Origin of the sequence: Pseudoflavonifractor sp. 524-17, from assembly GCF_009935845.1 — a bacterium.
Classification (GTDB): Bacteria; Bacillota; Clostridia; order Oscillospirales; family Oscillospiraceae; genus Pseudoflavonifractor_A.
In genome coordinates this window covers 54,099-75,971 of sequence record NZ_QWEK01000009.1, presented here as the reverse complement: position 1 = coordinate 75,971, position 21,873 = coordinate 54,099, and the positions used below count along the sequence as shown (strand labels likewise).

At 65.2% G+C, this 21,873-nt stretch carries 20 protein-coding genes; 3 read left to right on the top strand and 17 right to left on the bottom strand.

The window, feature by feature from the left end; translation table 11 throughout:
• Positions 1-98: 98 nt before the first annotated feature.
• Genes D1159_RS03360 through D1159_RS03330 form a run of 7 tightly spaced genes read right to left on the bottom strand, consistent with a single transcriptional unit; the run spans position 99 to position 7,272 of the window.
• Positions 99-2,336 (bottom strand): penicillin-binding transpeptidase domain-containing protein, encoded by a 2,238-nt coding sequence (locus D1159_RS03360; protein ID WP_161844285.1) that lies wholly within the window; start codon positions 2,334-2,336, stop codon positions 99-101.
• A gap of 18 nt (positions 2,337-2,354) precedes the next feature.
• Complete coding sequence (locus D1159_RS03355; protein ID WP_161844284.1) at positions 2,355-2,867, bottom strand: rod shape-determining protein MreD; 513 nt, start codon at positions 2,865-2,867, stop codon at positions 2,355-2,357.
• 18 nt (positions 2,868-2,885) lie between these two features.
• Positions 2,886-3,728 (bottom strand): rod shape-determining protein MreC, encoded by an 843-nt coding sequence (gene mreC, locus D1159_RS03350; RefSeq protein ID WP_161844283.1) that lies wholly within the window; start codon positions 3,726-3,728, stop codon positions 2,886-2,888.
• Between the two features lie 33 nt (positions 3,729-3,761).
• Positions 3,762-4,355: a Maf family protein gene (locus D1159_RS03345; RefSeq protein WP_161844282.1), complete on the bottom strand. Its 594-nt coding sequence runs from the start codon at positions 4,353-4,355 to the stop codon at positions 3,762-3,764.
• Between the two features lie 18 nt (positions 4,356-4,373).
• The gene (gene dut, locus D1159_RS03340; RefSeq protein ID WP_161844281.1) at positions 4,374-4,823 is read right to left on the bottom strand and encodes a dUTP diphosphatase; all 450 of its coding nucleotides are present in this window, start codon (positions 4,821-4,823) and stop codon (positions 4,374-4,376) included.
• Between the two features lie 24 nt (positions 4,824-4,847).
• Positions 4,848-6,929, bottom strand: coding sequence for a U32 family peptidase (locus D1159_RS03335; protein ID WP_161844280.1), 2,082 nt, complete (start codon positions 6,927-6,929; stop codon positions 4,848-4,850).
• A gap of 28 nt (positions 6,930-6,957) precedes the next feature.
• Positions 6,958-7,272 (bottom strand): cell division protein ZapA, encoded by a 315-nt coding sequence (locus D1159_RS03330; RefSeq protein WP_161844279.1) that lies wholly within the window; start codon positions 7,270-7,272, stop codon positions 6,958-6,960.
• Between the two features lie 376 nt (positions 7,273-7,648).
• On the opposite strand from D1159_RS03330, the gene D1159_RS03325 reads away from it, so the two are divergent.
• The 3 genes from D1159_RS03325 to D1159_RS03315 all read left to right on the top strand — a co-directional run bounded on the left by D1159_RS03325 (position 7,649) and on the right by D1159_RS03315 (position 10,001).
• The gene (locus tag D1159_RS03325) at positions 7,649-7,822 is read left to right on the top strand and encodes a hypothetical protein (RefSeq protein ID WP_161844278.1); all 174 of its coding nucleotides are present in this window, start codon (positions 7,649-7,651) and stop codon (positions 7,820-7,822) included.
• A gap of 181 nt (positions 7,823-8,003) precedes the next feature.
• Complete coding sequence (locus tag D1159_RS03320; protein ID WP_202620914.1) at positions 8,004-8,993, top strand: DnaD domain protein; 990 nt, start codon at positions 8,004-8,006, stop codon at positions 8,991-8,993.
• A gap of 3 nt (positions 8,994-8,996) precedes the next feature.
• Complete coding sequence (locus tag D1159_RS03315; RefSeq protein WP_161844277.1) at positions 8,997-10,001, top strand: ATP-binding protein; 1,005 nt, start codon at positions 8,997-8,999, stop codon at positions 9,999-10,001.
• A 187-nt stretch (positions 10,002-10,188) separates the two neighbouring features.
• On the opposite strand, the gene D1159_RS03310 is transcribed toward D1159_RS03315, so the two are convergent.
• From D1159_RS03310 to miaB, 10 genes are all read right to left on the bottom strand, one after another.
• A complete protein-coding gene (locus D1159_RS03310; protein ID WP_161844276.1) occupies positions 10,189-10,890 on the bottom strand; it encodes a DUF5714 domain-containing protein in 702 nt (233 codons plus the stop codon).
• A 43-nt stretch (positions 10,891-10,933) separates the two neighbouring features.
• Positions 10,934-11,680, bottom strand: a complete 747-nt coding sequence (locus D1159_RS03305; protein WP_161844275.1) for a DivIVA domain-containing protein — start codon at positions 11,678-11,680, stop codon at positions 10,934-10,936.
• 134 nt (positions 11,681-11,814) lie between these two features.
• Positions 11,815-12,300, bottom strand: coding sequence for a cell division protein SepF (locus D1159_RS03300; RefSeq protein ID WP_161844274.1), 486 nt, complete (start codon positions 12,298-12,300; stop codon positions 11,815-11,817).
• A gap of 111 nt (positions 12,301-12,411) precedes the next feature.
• Positions 12,412-13,128 carry a YggS family pyridoxal phosphate-dependent enzyme gene (locus tag D1159_RS03295; protein ID WP_161844273.1) on the bottom strand — a complete coding sequence of 239 codons (717 nt, stop codon included), beginning with the start codon at positions 13,126-13,128 and terminating at the stop codon, positions 12,412-12,414.
• Between the two features lie 30 nt (positions 13,129-13,158).
• The gene (locus D1159_RS03290) at positions 13,159-14,445 is read right to left on the bottom strand and encodes an HlyD family efflux transporter periplasmic adaptor subunit (RefSeq protein ID WP_161844272.1); all 1,287 of its coding nucleotides are present in this window, start codon (positions 14,443-14,445) and stop codon (positions 13,159-13,161) included.
• A 29-nt stretch (positions 14,446-14,474) separates the two neighbouring features.
• Positions 14,475-14,720, bottom strand: coding sequence for an RNA chaperone Hfq (gene hfq / locus D1159_RS03285; protein WP_161844271.1), 246 nt, complete (start codon positions 14,718-14,720; stop codon positions 14,475-14,477).
• Between the two features lie 139 nt (positions 14,721-14,859).
• Positions 14,860-16,734, bottom strand: coding sequence for a DNA mismatch repair endonuclease MutL (mutL, locus tag D1159_RS03280; RefSeq protein ID WP_161844270.1), 1,875 nt, complete (start codon positions 16,732-16,734; stop codon positions 14,860-14,862).
• Positions 16,735-16,745: 11 nt separating this feature from the next.
• On the bottom strand, positions 16,746-17,459 hold the full coding sequence (locus tag D1159_RS03275; RefSeq protein WP_161844269.1) for a CPBP family intramembrane glutamic endopeptidase: 714 nt from the start codon (positions 17,457-17,459) through the stop codon (positions 16,746-16,748).
• A gap of 301 nt (positions 17,460-17,760) precedes the next feature.
• On the bottom strand, positions 17,761-20,370 hold the full coding sequence (mutS, locus tag D1159_RS03270; RefSeq protein WP_161844268.1) for a DNA mismatch repair protein MutS: 2,610 nt from the start codon (positions 20,368-20,370) through the stop codon (positions 17,761-17,763).
• Between the two features lie 27 nt (positions 20,371-20,397).
• Positions 20,398-21,822, bottom strand: a complete 1,425-nt coding sequence (gene miaB / locus D1159_RS03265; protein ID WP_243152088.1) for a tRNA (N6-isopentenyl adenosine(37)-C2)-methylthiotransferase MiaB — start codon at positions 21,820-21,822, stop codon at positions 20,398-20,400.
• Between the last annotated feature and the right edge of the window lie 51 nt (positions 21,823-21,873).

Sequence of the window (21,873 nt, the reverse complement as noted above, 5' to 3'; positions counted from 1 at the left end):
TGCTCTCACAAAACTTTCCCCTGCCGCGGGCCGGGCCCGGGCGGGTTTGCAGCCCGTCCGTTCCCGTTCCCGCCGGGATGGAATTCTATGCGCCGCACTCAGTGCAGGAGCTGCCCCTCGCCGGTGACGGACTGCTCAACCTGCTCCTCGCTGAAGTAGACTGACAGCACGTCCGCCGCCACGGCGGCCAGGTCCGTACCGGAGCCGCCCTGCTCCGCCACCAGGGCGATGGCGATCTCCGGATCCTCATAGGGGGCGAAGCAGACGAAAATGGCGTTGGAGTTGGCGGTCTCCGAACCCACCTGGGCGGTGCCTGTCTTGGCGCCCACCGTCACCGGCAGATCCTTGAAATAGTTTCTCACGCTGCCCTCGTTGGCCATGAGGTACATGCCCTCCTTCACGGCCTCCAGATTCTCCGGGCTGATGTTGATGGAGTCCAGGGGCTGGGGCTCATACTCCAGCAGCACCTGGGAGTAGTCGCTGCTCTTCACCGCCTTGAGGAGGTGGGCGGGGTATCGATCCCCGCCGTTGACCAAGGCGGCGATATAGTTGGCCAGCTGGAGGGGGGTACACAGGGTATTGCCCTGTCCGATGGCGGCGGAGAGGAGGTTGCCGCCGTACCAGGTCTGGTTCAGCCGCTGGCTGGTCTCCGGCCCGGCCACCATTCCGGTCTTCTCCCCGATCTCAATGCCGGTGGGCCGGCCCAGGCCGAACCGGGCGGCGTAGTCGTCGATCAGGTCGATGCCCAGCCGGTCCCCCAGGGTAAAGAAGAAGATGTTGCACGAGTCCTTGATGGCCTCCCCCACGGTTACCCGGCCGTGGTTCCCCCGGTACTGGAGATAGTACCAGCAGGCGGGGTGGTAGTCGCCATAGGGGTACTTCTCCCCTTTGGGGTACTGGAAGCGGCCGGTGTCCTGAATGCGCTCCTCCGGCGTGGTCAGCCCCTCCTGAAGGGCGGCCACCCCTACGATCATCTTGAAGGTAGAGCCGGGGGAGTACAGCCCGTGGGTGGCCCGGTTGAGCAGGGGGCTCAGGGGGTCCTGGCTCACTTCGTTATAGTAGGCGGTGTCGGTGTACAGCCGGGTGAGGTCAAATGTGGGATAGGAGGCCATGGCCTTCACCCCGCCTTTCATGTCGATCACCACCCCGGCGGCGCCCTTTACCTCCTCCGACAGGCTCGGTACCCGGGCGGCCAGGGAGCGCTCCAGCACCTCCTGAAGCCGCTGGTCCACCGTGGTGACCACGTGGTTCCCCGGCTGGGGGGCCAGAATTTCACCGGTCTGGCTGTCCACGCTCCACGTCTCGCTGACTACCTTGCCGTTGGCGTTGGTCTCCACAATCCGCTCCCCGGCCACGCCCCGGAGGTAGTCCTCAAAGGCCAGCTCCAGTCCGTCCCGGCCCACGGTGTCGTCCATATCGTACCCCGCGTCCCGGTAGTAGGCCTCCCACCCCTCCGCGTCGATGGGGCCCACCCGGCCCAGAATATGGGCCAGATAGGTGGTCTCATACTGGCGGACCGTGGTGGCTTCGATCTTCACCCCTTTCAGGCCCAGCTCCTTCACCGCGGTGATAAAGCGGATGTCCACATCCTGGGCGAAGATATAGGCGGTGCGGGAGATATCCCTGCTGCGCAGGCGCAGCTCGTACAGCACCCCCACCACGTCCCGCACCTCCTGGGGGGAGAGGGTGTCCTCCAGCTCGAAAAAGGTCCCCATGGCGTCCAGCAGCGCGTCCGCCGGCGCCGCCGTCCCCGGCCGGACGGCGCTGGCCGCCGCCTTGCCGGACCAGTCCCGGACACTCTGGAAGACGCCCGCCGGCGCCGCGTCCGCCGGCGCGTCTGTCCCTTCTCCCATTCCGGGATCCATCTGCTCCAGCTGAGCCAGGCCGGGGGCCGCCGCCTTGCTCCAGTTCATAGCCTCCACCAGCTGGGCGAAGTTGCGCCGGGCGGGGGCGCTGCTCTCCCCCAGGGTGTAGACATAGGGGGCGGAGCGGGAGATGGGCAGCGTGTCCGCCCAGACGACTCCCTCCCTGCGGCACACCTCCAGCAGCTGCAGCAAGGTGGCGTTACGCTCCTTGGGCGTTCCCAGCATGCTGACATCCAGCGTCACCTGATAGGTGGCCCGGTTGGACACCAGCACCCGGCCGTTGCAGTCCAGAAGCTCCCCCCGGCTGGCCTCCACCGTCTCCACCCGGGCGATCCGCTTGGCGGAGCGCTCCCGGTAGGTGGCGCCGTTGACAATTTGCAGGTTGTACAGCACCCCGAAGAAGAGCAAAAACAGGGCGGCCATGATCACCGTCACCCCGTAGAGCCGCGCGTGAAATTGCTTACTATCCATAGCTTGACTGTCCTCGATCTAAAAGTGGGTGCTTTTGGGGACCCGGCGGAAGACCCACCGGAACAGCAGATACACCGGGGCCGCGAAGAGCATGGACACGCCGATCTCCCGTCCCGCCAGGCGGAGCATCGCGTCCAGGGGGGCCCGCCCCCCTACCATCCAAAGGATCATGCGCACTCCGTCCAGCCCCGCCAGCGTCAGCAGGGCGCACACCAGGCAGCCCAGCAGATCCTGGCGCAGGAAATACTGGGTCAGCAGCCCCGCCCCCAGCCCCGCCAGGGCCAGGTAGACGATCATCCAGGCATTGTTCCCGTGGTAGACCACGGTGGACAGCAGGCCCACCGCCACGCCGAAGCCGGCGCCTCCCACCGTCCCCTCCAGCACAGCCACCGCCGCCGCCGCCAGGGGCAGCAGCATGGGCGTCAGGCCAAAGATACGCCACCGCGAGAGAATCAGGCCCTCTAAAAACCAAACCGGCACAAGGGCCAGGGCGTATACGCCCCATTTTACCATAGAATCATGGCGGGTCAACTCCGCATACCCCCTGCCCTACTCCACAATATCAAAGCTTTTGATCACAAAAACCTGCTTTAACCCGTTCAGGTCGGTCTCTGGGGCGATTACGGCGTACCGGGTCATGCCGGAGGCCTCGGTGCGCACCTCTTCCACATGGCCCACCACCAGCCGGGCGGGATATATGCCGCTCAGCCCGGAGGTGAGCACCTGATCCCCTGCCATGAGCTCGCTGTTTTCCGGCAGATAGGACAGCTTGAGCCGCCCCTGCTCCATCAGGGTAAAATCCCCCTCCAGAATGGCGGTGCCGTCGGTGCGGGCGATGAGGCCGCCCATCTCCAGGTCGGAGTCCACCACCGTCATTACTACCGACCAGTTGGAGCCCAGCTCGTCAATCACCCCCACCAGGTAGCCGTACTCGTCGATCACGCAGTCCCCTAGGGCCACGCCGGCGTCCGATCCCTTGCTGATGGTGAGGGTGGAGTCCCAGTTGGACGTGCCGTGGGCGGTAACCACAGCGGACTCCAGATCCAGATCCCGCCGCTGCTGGGCCAGGCCCAGCAGATTGCGCAGACTGACATTCTCCTCCAGCGCCTGCTGGGCGTCCCGGTACTTCTCCTCCAGGTCGGCGTACATCCGCCTCAGCTCCTCCAGCTCCGCCCGGGTCTCATCCTGGCGGAAGAGGTCGGTGTACCAGTTCTCTCCCCAGCTGGCCACCGCGCTCACCCCGTCGCGAATGGGGGTGGTGATCAGGTTGGTCAGGTTGGACAGCGGGTCCGCCACCCCCTTGAGCAGGGCGGAGGTCACCGCCACAATCAGCGCCAGCAGCACCGCGATAATCAAAAGCAGGCCCCCGTTGTCCCGCAGAAAGTCCTTCATTTCCCGCCTCCTGTCCCCTTGCGGCTTTCATAATTATCCTCTGCCCGCGGCCCGGCGCATACAGTGCAGCCCCAGCCCGTCCAGCATCCGGCCCAGCCGGCACACCGGCAGGCCCATTACGTTGTAATAGTCCCCCTGAATGCCCTCTACAAAGAGGGCCCCAAGGCCCTGGATGCCGTAGGCCCCCGCCTTGTCCATGGGCTCTTTGGTGGAGATGTAGTCCTCAATCTCCCCCTCCTCCAGGGCGCGGAAGGTCACGTCGGTGACCTCATGCTCCGTGCGGCGCCGGCTGCCCCACAGCACCGTCACCCCGGTGTACACCTGGTGCCGGCACCCGGACAGGGCGGACAGCATTTTAAATGCCTCCCGCTCGTCCCTGGGCTTGCCCAGGATGGCCCCGTCCAGGGCCACCACCGTATCGGCGGCGATGATCAGCGCGTCCGGCCCCGCCTTGGCCTGCACCGCCTCCGCCTTGCGCGTTGACAGCCGGCAAACCAGCTCCGCCGGGGGCAGCTCCTCCCCCAGATCCTCATCCACGCCGGGGGAGCAGACCCGGAAGGGCCTGATCCCCATGCGCTCCAAAAGCTCCCGCCGCCGGGGCGACTGGGACGCCAAAATCAGTTCCATACAAACCTCCCGCGTCTGTTACCGCCCGGTGGAGCCGAAGCCGCCGTCTCCCCGGTCCGTGTCCTCCAGGGTGTCCGCCACCTCCAGCGCCGCCTGCACCACCGGCACCACCGCCAGCTGGGCGATCCGGTCCCCGGGCTGCACGGTATAGGGCTGCCTGGACTGGTTCACCAGCCCCACCCGGATCTCCCCCCGGTAGTCGCTGTCAATAACCCCCACCCCGTTGGCCAGGGCGATGCCGTGCTTGATCCCCAGCCCCGACCGGGCGAAGACCAGAGCCGCGTACTCCGCCGAGGGCAGGGCGATGGCCACCCCCGCAGGCAGGCTGACAATCTCCCCAGGGGCGATGGTCACCGCCTCATCCATACAGGCGCACAGATCCATGGCCGCCGCCCCGGGGCTGGCGTAAAAGGGGAGCGGAATCTCGTTTCCCATCTTGGGGGACATGGCTTTTATCTTTAATTTCATCGGCTTCTCTCCATTATGTTCTGGTTATTCTACCTCCCGGTAGTACAGCCCCCGGGTGTATTCCTCCGGCTCCCAGTTATTTTGTCCCAAATACCGCTCTGTCACCCGGACGCACGCTTCCGGGGACTCTATGGTAAACATCAGCCGCTGGGCCCATACTCCGATCCGGCGGTAATCTGCCCCTCTGTCTGCCAGATACAGGGGCCGGGAGTTCAAAATCTCATTCCGGCAGCCGTAGGCCCGCGCCACGGGGAACGGGGCGCCCCGCCGGTCGGTGAGGGTATTTTCCCCCGCCTCACAGGAACGGCGGCACACGCCGCCGTCGCGGCTGCGCAGCAGGCAGTGCTCCGTCAGCATCAAGGGCAGGCGGCCGTAGGCGATGAGCTCGGTGTCCACCGCCTTGGACAGGTCCCGGATCTGGGCCAGCCGCAGCTCGAAGGACACCGTTGCCGAGCGCAGGCCCAGGGTCCGCAGCGCCTCCAGCCCCAGGGAGTTATACACCCCCAGGCCGTAGTCCCCCCGGGGGACAAACTCCATTTCCCGGGCCAGGGACAGCATTCCCAGATTTCCGATCAGCGCGTCGGCAATCCCCATGGCCCGGACCCGCTCCAGCTGCTTTATCAGGCCGTCCTGCTCCCGGTCCCAGGCCACCCGGGGCAGAATCGCCGCCAGAGGACCGGTCCCCGCCAGCTCCGGGTGGGCGGCCAGCTCCTCCACCGGCACGTACACCAGCGCCGGCTTCAGCGCCAGCAGCGCCGGGGTGATCTGCCCGGCCCGGCACACCGACAAGGTAAGCGCCGGCCCCTCCCGCCGGTTTTCCCGCCGCGGTCCCGGGCAAAACGCCCCCCGGCGGCGCGCCGGCGGCGCAAGGCGCAGATCGGACAGTTTTTCCAACGCCTCCCGCCGCAGGGCGTTCAGGGCGGCGGCGGGAACGCTCAGCCCCTCCTCCGCCGCGATATCCGCCGCGGCGCAGAAAAAGGGGGTGCCGCCGGTACGGGAGAGCTGCCTTTTGACCTCCTCCGGCCCCACCGCGCGGGTGCGGGCCTCCTCCGGCACGGGCCCCTCCGCGCAAGCGGCGTGCCCCTGGCCGTCCCGCGCCTCCAGGCGGATGGGCGCCCCCCGGCGCACCTGGGCGGTGAAGGCCACCGGCACCCGCTGGGCCTCCCCCCGCTCGTAGCTCTGCCGGGCCTGGGCGAAGAGGGCCTTGGGTTCCGCCTGCTCCTCCCGCACGCCGAACATGGCCGGGGTCTTCTGGTCCATAAAGTAGCCGTCCGTAAACCCCTGGCGGGAGAACGCGCCGGTGAGCGCCTGCACCTCTCCGGCAGTGGGTTCCCGCCTCTCCCGGATGGCGGCGGCATATACCCGGGTCACGATGGCCACATATTCCGGCCGTTTCATCCGGCCCTCCAGCTTCAGGCAGGCCACCCCCATCTCCTCCAGCTCCCGCAGGTGCCCCGCCAGGGACATATCCTTTAGGGACAGGGGGTGTCCGTCTCCCCGGCCGTTCCAGCCGTAGTTCAGGCGGCAGGGCTGGGCGCACAGGCCCCGGTTGCCGCTGCGCCCGCCGATGACGCTGGAGAAAAAGCACTGCCCCGAGTAGCACATGCACAGCGCCCCGTGTCCGAACACCTCAATTTCAATGGGGGAGCGGGCGCAGATAAAGGCGATGGCGTCCCGGGACAGCTCCCGGGAGAGCACCGCCCGGGTCATGCCCAGATCCGCCAGCTGCTTCACCCCGTCCAGACTGTGTACCGTCATCTGGGTGGAGGCGTGGACCGGCAGGTCGGGGCACACCTGCCCCAGCATACGCACCACCCCCAGGTCCTGCACCAGCACCGCGTCCACCCCCAGCTCGCTGGCCTGGGCGGCGCACCGGGCCGCGGCGGGCAGCTCCCGGTCGGTGAGCAGGGTATTCAGGGTGAGGTAGACCCTGCACCCCCGGAGATGGCAGTAAGAAACCGCCGCCGCAAACTCCTCCCGGGTAAAGTTTTTCGCGTTGCGGCGGGCGTTGAAGTCGCCATACCCTAGGTAGACGGCGTCCGCCCCGTTCTGCACGGCGGCGCGCACCGCCTCCACAGAGCCGGCGGGGGAGAGTAGCTCCAGCATAATTCCTCCTGGCGTTGGCGCGGTCTTGTTATTTCCTATTCTCCAGCTTGAAGATCTCCCGCTTGGCCTCGGACAGCTCGCTTTTCAGCTTCGCCGCCTCCTCCAGCGCGTCCTTGAGCTGGCGGCGCAGGTTCTCCGTACTCTCCAGCTCCTTGTAGTACTCGTCCGCAATATTGATGGCGGCCAGGATGGTGCTGTTGATCAGGGACACCTTGCCCCCCTCCTGGACCTCCTGCACCTTTTCGTCCACGTGGGCGGCCACCTTGCGGATATAGCGCTCCTCCTCCGAAGCCACCAAGGTATACTCCTGTCCCGCGATTGTCACTGCGATATTTTTCCTCATCGTGCCTTCCCCGCCCCTCTTACGTTTCAGACTGCCTATCTCAAACGCCGCCAAGCGCCCCGCGCCGGCGGCTGTTATGCTGCATATGAAAAATTGCTGTGCGGTTATGATACCATCTGCATTTTATATGGTATCATAGCCACTATGGGGCTATTATACCATGAATCCCAGGAAACACAAATACCTACCTGTGAATTTTTCACCCCCTGCTTTGTGAAATTTATGTGTCCATTTCCAGGGGGCGGGCGGGATTTTCCTCTGTGCCGGGAACTGCGGCGGCAGAGCTGGAACCCGCCGCACACGGGTTATCTAACAAAATCATTGGCTTGTTGTTAACAGTATGATAAATTGCTAACAACAGAAAGGGGGCGAATTCGTGCCCAATAAAAGCCGCGCTGAGCATTTTCGGGAGCTTCGAAAGGTGAAAAAGCAGCTGGTCTTTCTGGTAGACCGGGACAAAGCGGAGGCCCTTGATAAAAAGCTGGCCCAGAGGGGCGAAGGCCGGACCGAATGGTTCCGGCGGAAGCTGGAAGAAGAGCTCAGCGAATAAAATAATGGAAACGCCCTCCCGTAACAAACGCAAAGTTGGGCGAATCCGTTAGGCGCCCACATCTGGAGGAGTGGCACCGTATCCGCCGATTCAGAACGCCGTGGGCAGGCGATGGGGCCATTGAACGCCGGCGTGTTTCGTGATATGATTAGGAGAACACGAAAAAGCGGAGGTGGTTTCCTTGCCTGACAGGCTGCTCTTCCCCGGTCAGATCCTCTCTCTCACTGCCCAGACGGCGGACCGGCTGGTGGCCGCCGGCAGCGGGGACGCCGCATTGCTCTATCTCTTTCTGCTGCGCCGCGGGGGCGCATTGGAGGTAAGCGCCGCCGCCCGCGCCCTGAAGTGGCCCCCCGGCCGGGTGGAGGCCGCCTTTGACGCCCTGGCGGGGCTGGGCCTGGCGGACCGGGCAGCGGTCTCCGCCCCGCCCCCCCGACCGGAACCGGCGGAGCCTCCGGAGTACACCGCCGCCGACCTGACCCGTGAGCTGGAGGACAAGTCCTCCCCCTTCCCCGCCCTGGTGGGAGAGGTGCAGCGGCGGCTGGGCAAGCTGCTGTCCACCGCCGATCTGAAGATGCTCTATCTGCTCTACGACTATCTGGCGCTCCCGGCGGAGGTAATCATGCTGCTGGTGAGCTGGTGCGTGGAGGAGATGGAGTCCAAATACGGCCCCGGCCGCAAGCCTAAGCTGTCCCAGATCCGCAAGGAGGGCTTTGCCTGGCACCGCCATGGCATTGACACCACCGAGGCCGCCGAGGCCCATCTGAAAAAGCTCTCCGCCCTGCGCAAGCGCACCGGCGCCATTCTCCCCCTGCTGGGCATCCGGGATCGGGCGCCAGTGGAGGCGGAGCGCCGGTATATCGCCGCCTGGTTGGAGATGGGGTTTGAGGACGAGGCCATCCGTCTGGCTTACGAGCGCACCGTGCTGCAAAAGCAGTCGATGAACTGGCCCTATATGAACTCAATTTTGAAAAGCTGGCATCAGAAGGGGCTGCACACCGTGGCCGCGGTCCAGGCGGGGGACTCCAGCCGGCCCCAGGGGAGCGTCTCCAACGCCCCCCGGCCCATGCCCGCCCCCCCTGGAGAGGCCGACCGCCGGGTGCGGGAGGATCTGGCCCGGATGCGCGCCGCCCTCCGGGAGGGCCGTCAGCTCCAGCAGAAGGGAGAGGAATAAGCTATGGCATACAGTTCCACAGTGCTCCGCCGGGCCATCCAGCGCCTGGAGGAGCGGCGGGCCCGGCGGGAGCGGGAGCAGGCCCGCACCCGGGCCCATATCTGCCAGACCCTGCCCCAGGCGGACCAGCTGGACCGGGCCCTGCGGCGCACCGCCGCCGGGGTGATTGCCGCCGCCCTGCGTGCCGGGGACGACCCCGCCCCCGCCATCCAGGAGGTAAAGGCCCGCAGCCAGTCCCTTCAGCTTCAGCTGGCCCAGCTTCTGCGCCAGAACGGCTACCCCGCCGACGCGCTGGATGACACCCCCTTCTGCCCCAAGTGCGGGGACAGGGGCTGGATCGGCGCCCAGATGTGTACCTGCCTCAAGGAGCTGTGTACCCAGGAGCAGATTGGCGAGCTGTCCAAGCTGCTGGATCTGGGGGGGCAGTCCTTTGAGTCCTTCTCCCTGGACTACTACAGCGACCGCCCCTGGCCGGGGGAGACTGAGACCCCCCGGGAGCGCATGGAGTTTATCCGGGATGTGTGCTACAACTACGCCAGCCGCTTCCCCAATTTTCTCTACCCAAACCTCTTTCTCACCGGTGCCCCCGGCCTGGGCAAAACTTTCCTGTCCGCCTGCACGGCCCGTATGGTGGCGGAGCGGGGCTACTCTGTGGTGTACGACACCGCGGTGAATATCTTCGCCCAGTTCGAGACCCAGAAATTCTCCCGGGATACCCCCGGACTCCAGGACGCCCGGGATGAGACCCGGCGCTACCTCCACTGCGATCTGCTCATTCTGGACGACCTGGGCAGCGAGATGACCACCCCCTTTGTCCAGTCCGCGCTCTATACGCTGGTCAACGCCCGGCTGGCCGCCCAGCGCCGCACCATCATCTCCTCCAACCTGTCCATGGACGAGGTCCGCCGGCGCTATTCCGGCCAGACCGCCTCCCGTCTGGAGGGAGAGTACCGGGTCCTCCCCTTCTATGGCGAGGACATCCGCCTGCTGCGCAAGCAACGGCTTTAATCCTATTTCTTGATAAAAAGATTTAAAAATCTTTTTATGGTGGCGTAAGACGCCGCCGCGCCTGCGGCGCGCCCCTCCGACTGCGCCAAGCGGCCTGTCTGGCAGTTGCCAGACAGGCCGCTTTTTTGATCAGCTGCATATTCCGCCGGTTTAATGATTCCCCTCCAGAGAGAACTGCCTGCAAACGTTACCGGCCGGCGGGGTAATAGGGGCAGCGGTGTCTCAGGCACTGCTGGTTTCCCTGGAAATGGCGGCACACAATCCGCTCCGGCAGCTCCATGGAGACGCCCCGGCGCTCCGCCGTGAATTCCACTGCGGCGCGGATGGCAGTAAAAGCGTTGCGCTTGCAGCAGCGGGGGCCGCCGATGGTCCCGATGGCCTCCAGGGCCTTGGCCGTAAGCAGGTTCCCCTCTCCCCAGGTCTTTCCCGACAGCGGGGTGGTTTTCGTGACAATGCTGTAAAACATCCCCGCGCTCACCGCCGCGCCGCAGCAGCCCCAGAAGCCGCAGGTCCCCCCGGGGCACTGGCTCCCCCGGGCCCGCATCTCCGCCAGGGCGGGGAGAAGCTCCACCTCTCCTCCGGCGCTGCGGTATGCGGCAATCAAGGCCGCGCCCACCATAATATGGTGCTCGTTGCCGTGCATATAAATGGCGGGGTGGTCCATCATCTCCTGCACCATAAAAACGGGGTTTCGGGATGCGCTGGCCCGGCAATAGGCCATAATGGCCTCCACACCCTGCCGGGCGTGGCAATCATCGCAGATGTAGTGTCCGTCCTCACAGCTGGCCCGGCTCAGGAAGGCCTGTCCGCAGGCCGCACAGGTCATCTCCCGCTCCTGCTCGTAGTAGCACAGGGGCTTTCCACAGACAAGGCAGGCGCCTGTAACCATGCACTCCCCTCCTCTCGAAAAATCTGTTATTGGCGGGCGGGATCTATTTGATCTCGTAATCCTTGCCGAACTGCAGGTTGGAAAAGTCAATCCGCTTGGTAGGGGAGCTATCCATATCCTCCTCTTCCTGGGGGGGCGGCGGGGGCTTGACCGCTGGGGCGGGGGGCTCCGGCTGGGGCGCCGCCGGCGGGGTGCTCAGCCCGATAAGCTCAGCGTACAGGCTGTCCCGGCCGCCGTCCTCCTTGGGCGCGGCGGGCGGACGGGGCGGCTCCTGGGCGCGGACCGCCTCGCTCACGGCGTGCTCAATGGCCTGGGCCGCCTCCTCCTGGGGGGAGGGCGCGGCCAGGTGCCCCAGGCCGCTGAGGTACTCCATCTCGTGCTGGCACAGCTGCTTGAGCTGGCTGAGATACTCAGACGTGCTCTGCCGGGCGGCGGTGAGGCGCAGCTCCTCGCTGGCGATGTCCTGCATCAGCTGCTTATGGCGCTCCACCGCCTCGCTCTCCGCGGAGCGGATGAGCTCGTCCCGCTTGGACTGGGCCTCTGCCACCATATCGTCGGCAAGGCGCTGGGCGGTGAGCAGCGCCTTGCGCATGGCGTCCTCGGTAGAGCGGTACTCCTCCACCTTGTCCACCAGCACCTTCATCTTGCTCTTCAGGACGGTGTTCTCTTTGTAAAGCGTGGTATAGTCTTCGGTGAGCGCATCCAGAAATTCGTCCACCATTGCCATATTGTAGCCGCCGAAGGACGCCTTGTCAAAGACGTGCTCGGAGACCTCCTGCGGTGTCATCATAAAGATCCGATCCCCCATTTCTCACACTGTCGGGCGGCGCGGTTGGATTGACGCGAACGGACATTCCGAATCTGTATTCACAACCGCTGAGCGCTCTCCCGCGTTCCCCGGTTATGAATCCGATCCAGCAGGGCTTAGAAATAGAGCCCGTTGTTCTCCAGCTCGTCAATCAGATCCCCCAGGATATCCACATTATAGGGGGTGATGATGTAGGTAGACAAGGCCACTTTTTTGATCTTGCCCTCGTTGGCGTAGGCCACGCCGGACAGGAAGTCCAGCAGGCGGCGGGCGATGTCCTTGTTGGTCTGCTCCAGATTGAGCACAACGGTGCGCTTCTCTCTCAGGTGGTCGGCGATCTCCGCCGCGTTCTCAAAGCGGTCTGGCTTGACCAGTACCACCTGAAGCTGGGTGGTGGTGTGGATATTTACCACTTTATTGTTCCGCCGCTCCGGTTCCATGCCGAAGGAGCTGTAGTCCTTTTTGGGCACGGCGCGCCGCTCCGGAAAGTCAGAGCGCTCCCCCCGGGGGGTGGGGGCATCGTAGTCGTCCTCAAAATCATCCATATCGTCCTCGTCCTCATAGGGGCGAGCCAGGCGTTTCAATTCGTCGATAAATCCCATAATAATCTCTCCTTGCTCGCGCAAAATCGTAAGAATCTGTTCCATATCCCAGGATATTCCACGGGATATTGGGCAGACTTCAGTTGCGGCGCAGGTCCTACTCTGCCGGTATTACGGCGTATCTGGCCGGCGGATGGGAGGACGCGGGCCAAAGAGAGCGGTCCCCACCCGGACCAAGGTAGCTCCTTCCCGGATGGCGTCCTCATAATCTTGGCTCATGCCCATAGACAGATAGTCCATAATAGTCTTATTATCGTTCATCTTGTCCTTTATGTCAACAAAAAGTCGACGCATTTTCGCAAAAAAAGGGCGGCTGCCGTGAATCTCTTCCGCCGCGGGGGGAATGGCCATCAGGCCCCGCAGGCGGATATGGGGCAGCAGCAGGGCCCGCTCGGCCAAGGGGAACAGCTCCTCTGCGGGTACGCCGCTCTTGCTCTCCTCCCCGCCGATATTCACCTCAATGAGGATATCCTGAACCAGGTCCAGCTTGGCGGCCTGGGCCTCAATGGCCTCCAGCAGGCGCAGGGAACCCACCGACTCAATCAGGCCGGCCCTTCCCACCACAAACTTCACCTTGTTGGTCTGGAGGTGGCCGATAAAGTGGAGGGCCGCCCCCTCATAGGCGTTGTCCGCCAAGTGGGCGGTCATCTCCTGCACCCGGTTCTCGCCGCATACGGTAATCCCCGCGGCAATAGCCGCGCGGATGGTATCGGAGGTCTGTACCTTGGTGGCCGCCACCAGCGTCACTGACGACGCCTCCCGCCCTGCCTCCTGGGCGGCGGCGGCCATGCGATCTTTTACCGCTTGGATGTTTTCTGCCAATGCCATGATAAAAGCACCTCTTTTTCTCTATGTGCGCTACTGAATCACCTTTCCGTCAAAAAGGTCCTTCCCCGCGACGATGATCTGGTCTCCGGGACGCAGGGCCTTTTTGGCCACGTTGTCGTTGTCGGACTGGGCGTCCACAGAGGCGACGATGCAGAAGTCCTCCTCCTGGGCGAGAATCTCCACCGGCTTGAACTCTGACTCCGCCCCCACCTGGACATAAACCCCGGCAATGTTGACCTGGGTCTCCTGGCCGGTCTTCTCGTCGGTGACGGTTTCACTCCGCACCCGGACGGCGTTTGTGGGCACCTGGATGCCGCTGGTGCTGCCGAACAGCAGCTCCACGCTCTGCTGGCGCAGCAGGGTGATGTTGGACAGAAAGCGGGTGGAGGACAAAATGACCGTGACGCGGCCGGTCTGCACCGCGCCGATGTAGTGTACCGTCATCTCCACCTCTCCCGACCAGTCCCGGGAGAAACGGACGCTCACCCGGTCCCCCTGCTCCAGCTTGGCGGCCTCCCGCTCCGTCAGGGGGCAGATAAAGTACCAGGTGTTGCTGGTAATCAGCTTACCGGCGGCCCCTGCCTGGGGAATGGGGTCCGCCCGCTCCAGCTGGTCCAGGTCTTTGGGCGTGAGCCGCTCCAGCCCCTCCGGATCAAGCAGGGTTTCATAGCCGTCCACCAGGCCGGAGAAGATGCCGGACTTGGCCGCGGTGATGCGGGTGGTATCCTGGGCGGACGCGCTGCGCAGGGCGGAGATCTGGGTATCCAGCCCCTGGATCTGGGCCTGGAGGGCGGCGCGGTCGCTGTAGCCGCCGTAGGCCCCGGCCCGCTGGTAGACCAGGCTCTTGAGCTGCATGGTCTTCTCCTCCAGCCGGGTAAAGTCCTCCGACGCCACGCAGGAGTGCAGGCCGGCCATGGCAGAGATAATCTCGCCGCTGAGGCGGGCGCTGCTGTGGCTGTCATCCTGGCTGTTCAGCACGTAGTCCAGCTGATCCCGCTCCGCCTCCAGGGCGCGCAGCTCCTCCCGCCGGCCGGCGGCAGCCGTGCTGGCATATATCACTGCCACGGACTGGCCCTTGGCCACCTTTTCCCCCTCGTCAAAGAGCAGGTCCATCTGTCCCCCGCCGCCCAGAATGACCTCCTCCTGCCGGGCGAGAAAGCCAGTGGCCGCAATGGTGTCGCTGACCTCCACATAGTAGGCGGTGACGGTGGCGTAGGGGTCCGTAATCCCCCGCCAGGCGTAAACGCCCAGGTAGAGCACAATGGCCAGAAAGACCGTCAGCATCATAATTCGGTTGAATACGGGGCCCTGTTTCATGGATTCCTCCGCCCCCGGCGGGGCACGGCTCAGGACGGCTGCTCTCTGGGCGGATCGGGCCGCAGATCTACCGGCCGCTCGGGAATGACGGTGGAGATGGCGTGCTTATAGATCACTTGCTGCCTGCCGTCGCTGCTGACTACCACTACAAAGGCGTCAAATCCGGTGATCTGCCCCCGGATCTGGTAGCCGTTCATAAGAAATACGGTAACATTGGCGCGGCTGTTCCGGGCACGGAGCAGAAAAAGGTCCTGAAGATTGTTTGTCTTTTGCATTGAGCTGCACTCCTTTTCTATCTAACCAAGGCGCGCCCGTCCCGATGGGACAGGCTGGGTACAGCTCTATATTAACCATTATTTTACATTTTTGGATGCGAAATTTGTCGCCGCCTCTGCTTTTTTTCTCCCAGCGGCGTCAGGTGCGTTTAAACTGCCTTTCCAGCTGGGCGCGGGTGAGGGTGATAGCCACCGGCCGGCCGTGCGGGCAATATTTTACCTCCCCGCTCATCACCGCCTGGGCCACCTTTTCCAGCTCCGCCGGACTGTTCTTCTGCCCGCCCTTGACAGCGGCCTTGCAGGCCATGGTGTGCAGCAGGGCATCCCGGGCGGCGGCGGGGTCGGCCCGCCCCCCGGCGGAAAGCTGAGCCGCCAGCTGGCACAGGACGCCCTCCGCCTCCCCGGCGTCTATGTAGTCGGGGCATTGCCGCACAATCAGGGCGCCGCCGCCGAAGTCCTCCGCCACGAAGCCGAATTGGGCCAGCAGGTCCAGGTGCTGGAGCAGGATCGCCCCCTCCTCCGGCGGCGGGGTGAACACCGCCGGGGTGAGGAGCACCTGGCTCATGGGGGCGGCTCCCTCCGCCTTGAGGCGGTCAAAGTGGATCCGCTCGTGGGCGGCGTGCTTGTCGATTAGAAAGACGGCGTCCCCCTGTTCCACAAGGATGTAGGTCTGAAACACCTCCCCCGCCAAGCGCCAGGGGAGAGGCTCCGCCGGGGCGGGCGGCTCCGGCGGGGGCTCCCGCTGAGGCTCCGAAGACGGGGGCGGGGGCGTTGACGTCCTCTCCGGCCTGGGAGCGGGGGCGGGATCGGGCTCTGACGCCTCCTGCGGCCGCAGGGCCGGGGCGACGGGACGGGCGGCATCGTGGAGGGACAGACGCCCGCCTTGGGCGGGGTTGGACCGCGGACACAGTCCAAGGCTGGGGCGCTTCGCCGGCGGGACGGCCTGCGTCTCCTGGATCTCCGGCGCAGGCCGCGCAGGGCGGGCCTGCGCCGGGGCCTCCTCCAGCCGGACGGCGGGGCGGGTGCGGTCCGCCCCCAGGGCGGAGCGCACGGCGTAGTACACCCCGTCGAAGATATTCCGCTCGCTGCTGAACTTGACCTCCTGCTTGGTGGGGTGGACGTTTACGTCCACCGTGTTCAGCCTGGCGGTGAGGTGGAGGACGCAGCCGGGGAACTTGCCCACCATCCTCTGGTTGGCGTAGGCCTCTTCCAAAGCGGCGGTCATGGTACGGCTTTTCACAAAGCGGCCGTTGACAAAAAAGTGCTGGCAGCCCCGGGTCCCCCGGCAGCAGGCGGGCAGAGAGACGTACCCCTCCACCGTGAGGCCGCCGCCGGAGCTCTTCACCGGTACCATGCCCAGGGCGATGTCCCGGCCCAGCACGGCGTACACAGCGCTTTCCAGCCGGCTGTCCCCGGGGGTGTGGAGCTCCTGCCGTCCGTCCCGGAGGAACCGGATGCTCACCTCCGGGTGGGACAGGGCCAGATGCTGCACCGCGGCGAAGACCGCCGCCCCCTCCGCCGCGTCCTTTTTCATAAATTTCAGCCGGGCGGGGGTGTTATAGAACAGGTCCCGCACCAGCATAGTGGTGCCCTGGGGGCAGCCGGCCTCCTCCCGGCCCGTCATTACGCCCCCCTCCAGCTCCAGGGCGGTGCCGGCGGCCTCCTCCGCCGTGCGGGTGAGCAGGCTGATCCGCGACACGGCGGCAATGGCGGCCAGGGCCTCTCCCCGGAAGCCCAGGGTGCCGATGGCCTCCAGGTCCTGCTCGGTCTGGACCTTGCTGGTGGCGTGGCGGAGGAAGGCGGTCTCCGCCTCCTCCCCGGGGATGCCGCAGCCGTTGTCCGTCACCCGCAGCAGGCTCATGCCGCCGTGCTGAATCTCCACCGTGACATGGCTGGCCCCGGCGTCAATGGCGTTTTCTATCAGCTCCTTGGCCACGCTGGCCGGCCGCTCCACCACCTCGCCGGCGGCGATGAGGTCGGCCACGTGGGGGGGCAGGGGATGAATCCTTGGCATAGATGCTCCTCTCAAAATACTCCGCTGTACAGCGCAACAGCCCCCCACAGAATCAGGCCGTTCAGGGCCATGTGCAGCACGATGGCCGTCCAAAGGCAGCGGGTGCGCCCATAGGCCCAGCACAGGGCCAGCGACATGGGCAGGTACTGCGCGCCCAGAAGCAGATAGCGCAGATCCGTACCGCCGCCGGAAAAGGCATACCGCAGCACGCAGTACAGGGCGAAGCCGCCGCCGGATACCAGATAGGCCAGCCATATGCTGTGCCGGCGCAGCACGCCAAAGATGAGCCACCGGAAGAGCAGCTCCTCCACAATGGGCATCAGCACCACCAGGATCACCGCCGTGGCCCGGGGGGCCAGGGCGAACTCCTGGGCGTAAGCCATAGGCGCGGGGTTTTCCACCGGATAGGGTGGCAGCACTGCCACCAGGTGGAGCGCTCCTGCCGCCGCCAGGGCGGCCAGCAAAATGACCAAATGTTCCGCCGGGCGGTCCAGCAGACGGTTGAAGTGCTCCCGCAGCACACCCCAGAACAGGGCGAAGGCCAGGACCACCGACAGCAGGTAGCACACTGCGTTTGCCTCCGCCGCCGGAATTTCCCCGCCGGCGGTGCGCTGTACCCAAACCATGGCAAAGGGGAAGAAAATCAGATGGAACAGGGCCAGCACAAGGCCCCTGGCGCATTGGGCGGGCGTGGGCTCTCCCAGACGGGTTCTGCGGGGATACATGGATATGGTCGCTCCTTTGAACTATGAAAACTTAGAACCTGTATTCATAACCGGGGAATGCCGGATTGCCAGGGGATTTTTCCGTCCTGCGAGGCAAAAAATCGCAGGAATGCTTTGTGCGTTTCAAGATTTCTTAACGCGGCAGGGCGGTAAAAGGCCCGGCAAGCCGGTGTTTCACGGTTGTGAATACAGGTTCTTATACCATCGGCTGACAAGGGCCGGCACGGTTTTGGGGGCGCAGGATGCAGCCGGGCTGCATCCCCGCCGCCCTGCAAAGAAAAATCTTTTTCCACAGCCTCGATCAGCGGGGGACGGAGAGGATCTGCTTGAGCTCATAGAGCAGATTCATGGCCTCAATGGGGGTGAGGGTGTTCAGATCCGTCTGGCGCAGGCGGCGGGCCGCCTCCGCGGCCCCCAGGTCCAGCAGAGACACCTGGCCGGTCTGGGGCGGCGGCGCGGCGGGAGCGGCAGACTGGCTCTGCCCCTCCAGCTCGTCTAAAATGGCCCGGGCCCGCTTGATGATCCGCTCCGGCACGCCGGCCAGCTGGGCCACCTCCACCCCGTAGCTCTGATCCGCGCCCCCCCGGACAATCTTGCGCAGGAAGAGGATGTCGTCCTTCTTCTTCTTGGCGGCGATGCTGTAGTTTTTCACCCCAGGGAGCGCTCCCTCCAGACAGGTCAGCTCATGGTAGTGGGTGGCGAAGAGGGTCTTGGCCCCCAGACGGCGTTTGTCGGCGCAGCCCTCCAGCACCGCCCGGGCGATAGCCATGCCGTCGTAGGTGCTGGTGCCCCGGCCGATCTCGTCCAGAATCAGCAGGCTTTTGCCCGTGGCGCACTTGAGCAGCTCGGCCACCTCGGTCATCTCCACCATAAAGGTGGACTGGCCGGCGGAGAGGTCGTCGCTGGCGCCGATGCGGGTAAACACCCGGTCCACAATGCCCACCCGGGCATACCGGGCGGGGACAAAGGAGCCCATCTGGGCCATAAGGACAATGAGGGCCACCTGACGCATATAGGTGGACTTGCCTGCCATATTGGGGCCGGTGATGATGGCCGCCAGGTTGTCCCCGCCGTCCATCAGGGTGTCGTTGGGAACAAAGAGCGTGCCCTTGAGCATCTGCTCTACCACCGGGTGGCGCCCCTCGGTGATCTGGATGATGTCGGACAGGTCCACCTCCGGCTTGCAGTACTGGTTGTCCGCCGCCACGGCGGCGAAGGAGTTGAGCACGTCCGCCTGGGCCACGGCGGAGGCGCTGGTCTGAATGGCCCCCACCTGGGCGGCGGCCTGCTCCCGGATATTGCAGAAGAGCTCATACTCCAGGGCGGCCAGCCGGTCCTGGGCGGAGAGAATCGTGTGCTCCATGTCCTTGAGTTCCTGGGTAATGTACCGCTCGCAGTTGGCCAGGGTCTGCTTGCGGATGTACCGCTGCGGAACCTGGGCGTAGTAGGACTTGGAAACCTCAATATAGTAGCCGAAGACCTTGTTATACCCCACCTTCAGGCTCTTGATGCCGGTTTCCTCCTTCTCCCTGGCCTCAATGCCCGCCACCATATCCTTGCCGTGGACCATAATGTCCCGCAGGCGGTCCACCTCCGGGTCAAAGCCGGGACGGATGACGCCCCCCTCCCGCACGGAGAAAGGGGGATCCTCGGCGATGCCCCGGCCGATAAGCGCGCACAGCTCCGGCAGGTCGTCCATCTGGGTACACAGACTGGCCAGCAGGGGCGCGGAGACAGGCTCCAGCAGCGCCCGAAGGCGGGGGAGCTTCCCCAGGCCGGCGGCCAGGGCGGACAGATCCCGCCCCCCGGCGGTGCCGTAGACGATGCGGCCGATGAGCCGCTCCAGGTCCCCCACGTCCCGCAGGCACAGGTTGAGCTCCTCCCGGGCGATGGGGTCGCCCACCAAGGCCTCCACCGCCCCCAGGCGGCGGCCGATGGCGGCGGGGGAGAGGAGGGGCCGCTCCAGCCAGGAGCGGATCAGCCGCCGGCCCATGGGGGTGCGGGTCTTGTCCAGCACCCACAGCAGAGAGCCCCGCTTCTCCTTGGAGCGCAGCGTTTCCGTCAGCTCCAGATTCCGCCGGGCGGTGAGGTCCAGCTCCATATACTGACCGTTGGTGTAGTAGACCAGCTGGGCGATATGGGACAGGTCGGTCTTCTGGGTCTCGTAGAGATAGGACAGCAGGCCCCCCACCGCCTGGAGAGGGTGGCTCTCCCCGGGGGGAAGGCTGTCCAGCCCGGCGGAAAACTGCTTCTGGCACATGCTCAGGGCCACATCAGGCCGGAAGCGGCCCTCTCCCCCGTTCTCACACCGGCAGTCCAGCCGGTCCCGCAGGAAGGAGACCAGCCCCGCGTCGCTCCACGCTCCGTCAGAGAGCACGGCCTCCCGGGGGGCATACCGCCCCAGCTCGTTTTGCAGATGCTCTCCCCAGCCCTCGCCGGAAAAGGCGGTCACGGTCAGCTCGCCCGTGGACACGTCGCAGAACGCCGCGGCGGCCCCCCGGCTGTCCCGGTAGACCGCGCAGATGAAATTGTTGCGCCCCTCGTCCAGCATGGAGGAGGCGATGACCGTCCCCGGCGTCACGATACGGATGATGTCCCGATCCACCAGGCCCTTGGCCGCCGCGGGGTCCTCCATCTGCTCACAGATGGCCACCTTGTAGCCCTTGGCAATGAGGCGGGCGATGTAGGCGTCGGCGCTGTGGTAGGGCACGCCGCACATGGGGGTGCGCTCCTCCTCAGGCTTATTCCGGTCCCGGCTGGTGAGGGTGAGATCCAGCTCCTTGGACACCAGCTTGGCGTCCTCATTGAACATCTCATAAAAATCCCCCAGCCGGAAGAACAGAATGCAGTCCGGGTGGTCCTTTTTCATCTGGACATATTGGCGCATCATAGGGGTGGTATCCGCAGGCATGGCGTCGCTCCTTTGTGTTGATGGTTGTTACCCTTCGGGTCCCTCCTCCAGGGCCGGCCGGCCGGACAGGGACCATTTGTTGGCGCCGGTGATGTGGACAGGGATAAACCGGCCAATCAGCTCCTCCGCTCCCTCCAGCCGGACCAGCCGGTTTCCGGGGGTGCGGCCGGTGAGGCCGTGTTCGTCCCGGCCGTCCACCAGGCAGCGCAGGGTGCGGCCGATGTAGGCCTTGTGCTTGGCCTCGGAGATCTCATCCTGCCGCCGGACCAGGCGCTGGAAGTTGGCCAGCTTCTCCTCCCGGCCCATGGGGTCTGGGAGCGCGGCGGCGGGGGTGCCCGCCCGGGGGGAGTAGATAAAGGTAAACAGGGCGTCAAAGCCCACGGCTTCGATCAGGCTCAGGGTGTCCTCAAACTCCTCCGTGGTCTCCCCGGGGAAGCCCACAATTACGTCGGAGGTGAGCACGATATCCGGCATCAGCGCCCGGAGGGCGCGGACCTGCTCCAGATATTTTTCCCTGGTATACCGGCGGTTCATGGCCGACAGCACCCGGTTGTTTCCCGACTGGAAGGGCAGGTGGAGGCAGGGGGCGATCTTCTCGCTGGCGGCCATGGTCTCAAAGAGCTCCTGGGAGGCGTCCTTGGGGTGGCTGGTCATGAAGCGCAGAAGAAACTCCCCCTCAATGGCGGCGGCCTGCTTCAGCAAAGCGGCGAAGGACATGGGCTGGGAGAGGTCCTTGCCGTAGGAATTGACGTTCTGGCCCAGCAGGGTGATGTCCCTGCAGCCCCCCGCCGCCAGCGCCCGGATCTCGTCCAGAATGGCCTGGGGCTCCCGGCTGCGCTCCCGCCCCCGGACGTAGGGAACAATGCAGTAGGAGCAGAAGTTGTTGCACCCGTACATGACGGACACCCAGGCCTTCACCCCGCCCTGGCGCACCGCGGGGATGCCCTCGGCGATGGAGCCGGGCTCCTCCTCCTGGGCGAAGACCCGGCGGCCGCCGGTGCGCACCCGCCACAGCAGCTCCGGAAAGCGCCACAGGGCGTGGGGGCCGAAGAGCAGATCCACCTGCCGGTAGGACTCCTTAATCTTCCGGGCCACGTGCTCCTCCTGGGCCATGCAGCCGCACAGGCAGATGATCTGCCCCGGGTTGCTGCGTTTGCTGTGGGTCAGGGCGCCCACGTTGCCCAGCACCCGCTGCTCCGCGTGCTCCCGGATGGCGCAGGTGTTGATAACAATCACGTCGGCCTGGAAGGGGTCCTCGGTAAAGCCGTAGCCCATCTGGGACAGATAGCCCCGCAGCCGCTCCGAGTCCGCCTCGTTCTGCTGGCAGCCATAGGTGTCCACCATGGCCAGGGGGGTGTGGTCCAGGGCGGTGTTTGCGGCGTGCAGCCGGGCGCAGTACGCCAGCTGGGCGGCAATCTGCTCCTGGGTGATGTGTGTGGTCTGTCGGTTCAATTTGTCTCCTCCGCTCCCCTTTGACAGTTCTTGAGATACAAGCATATCATC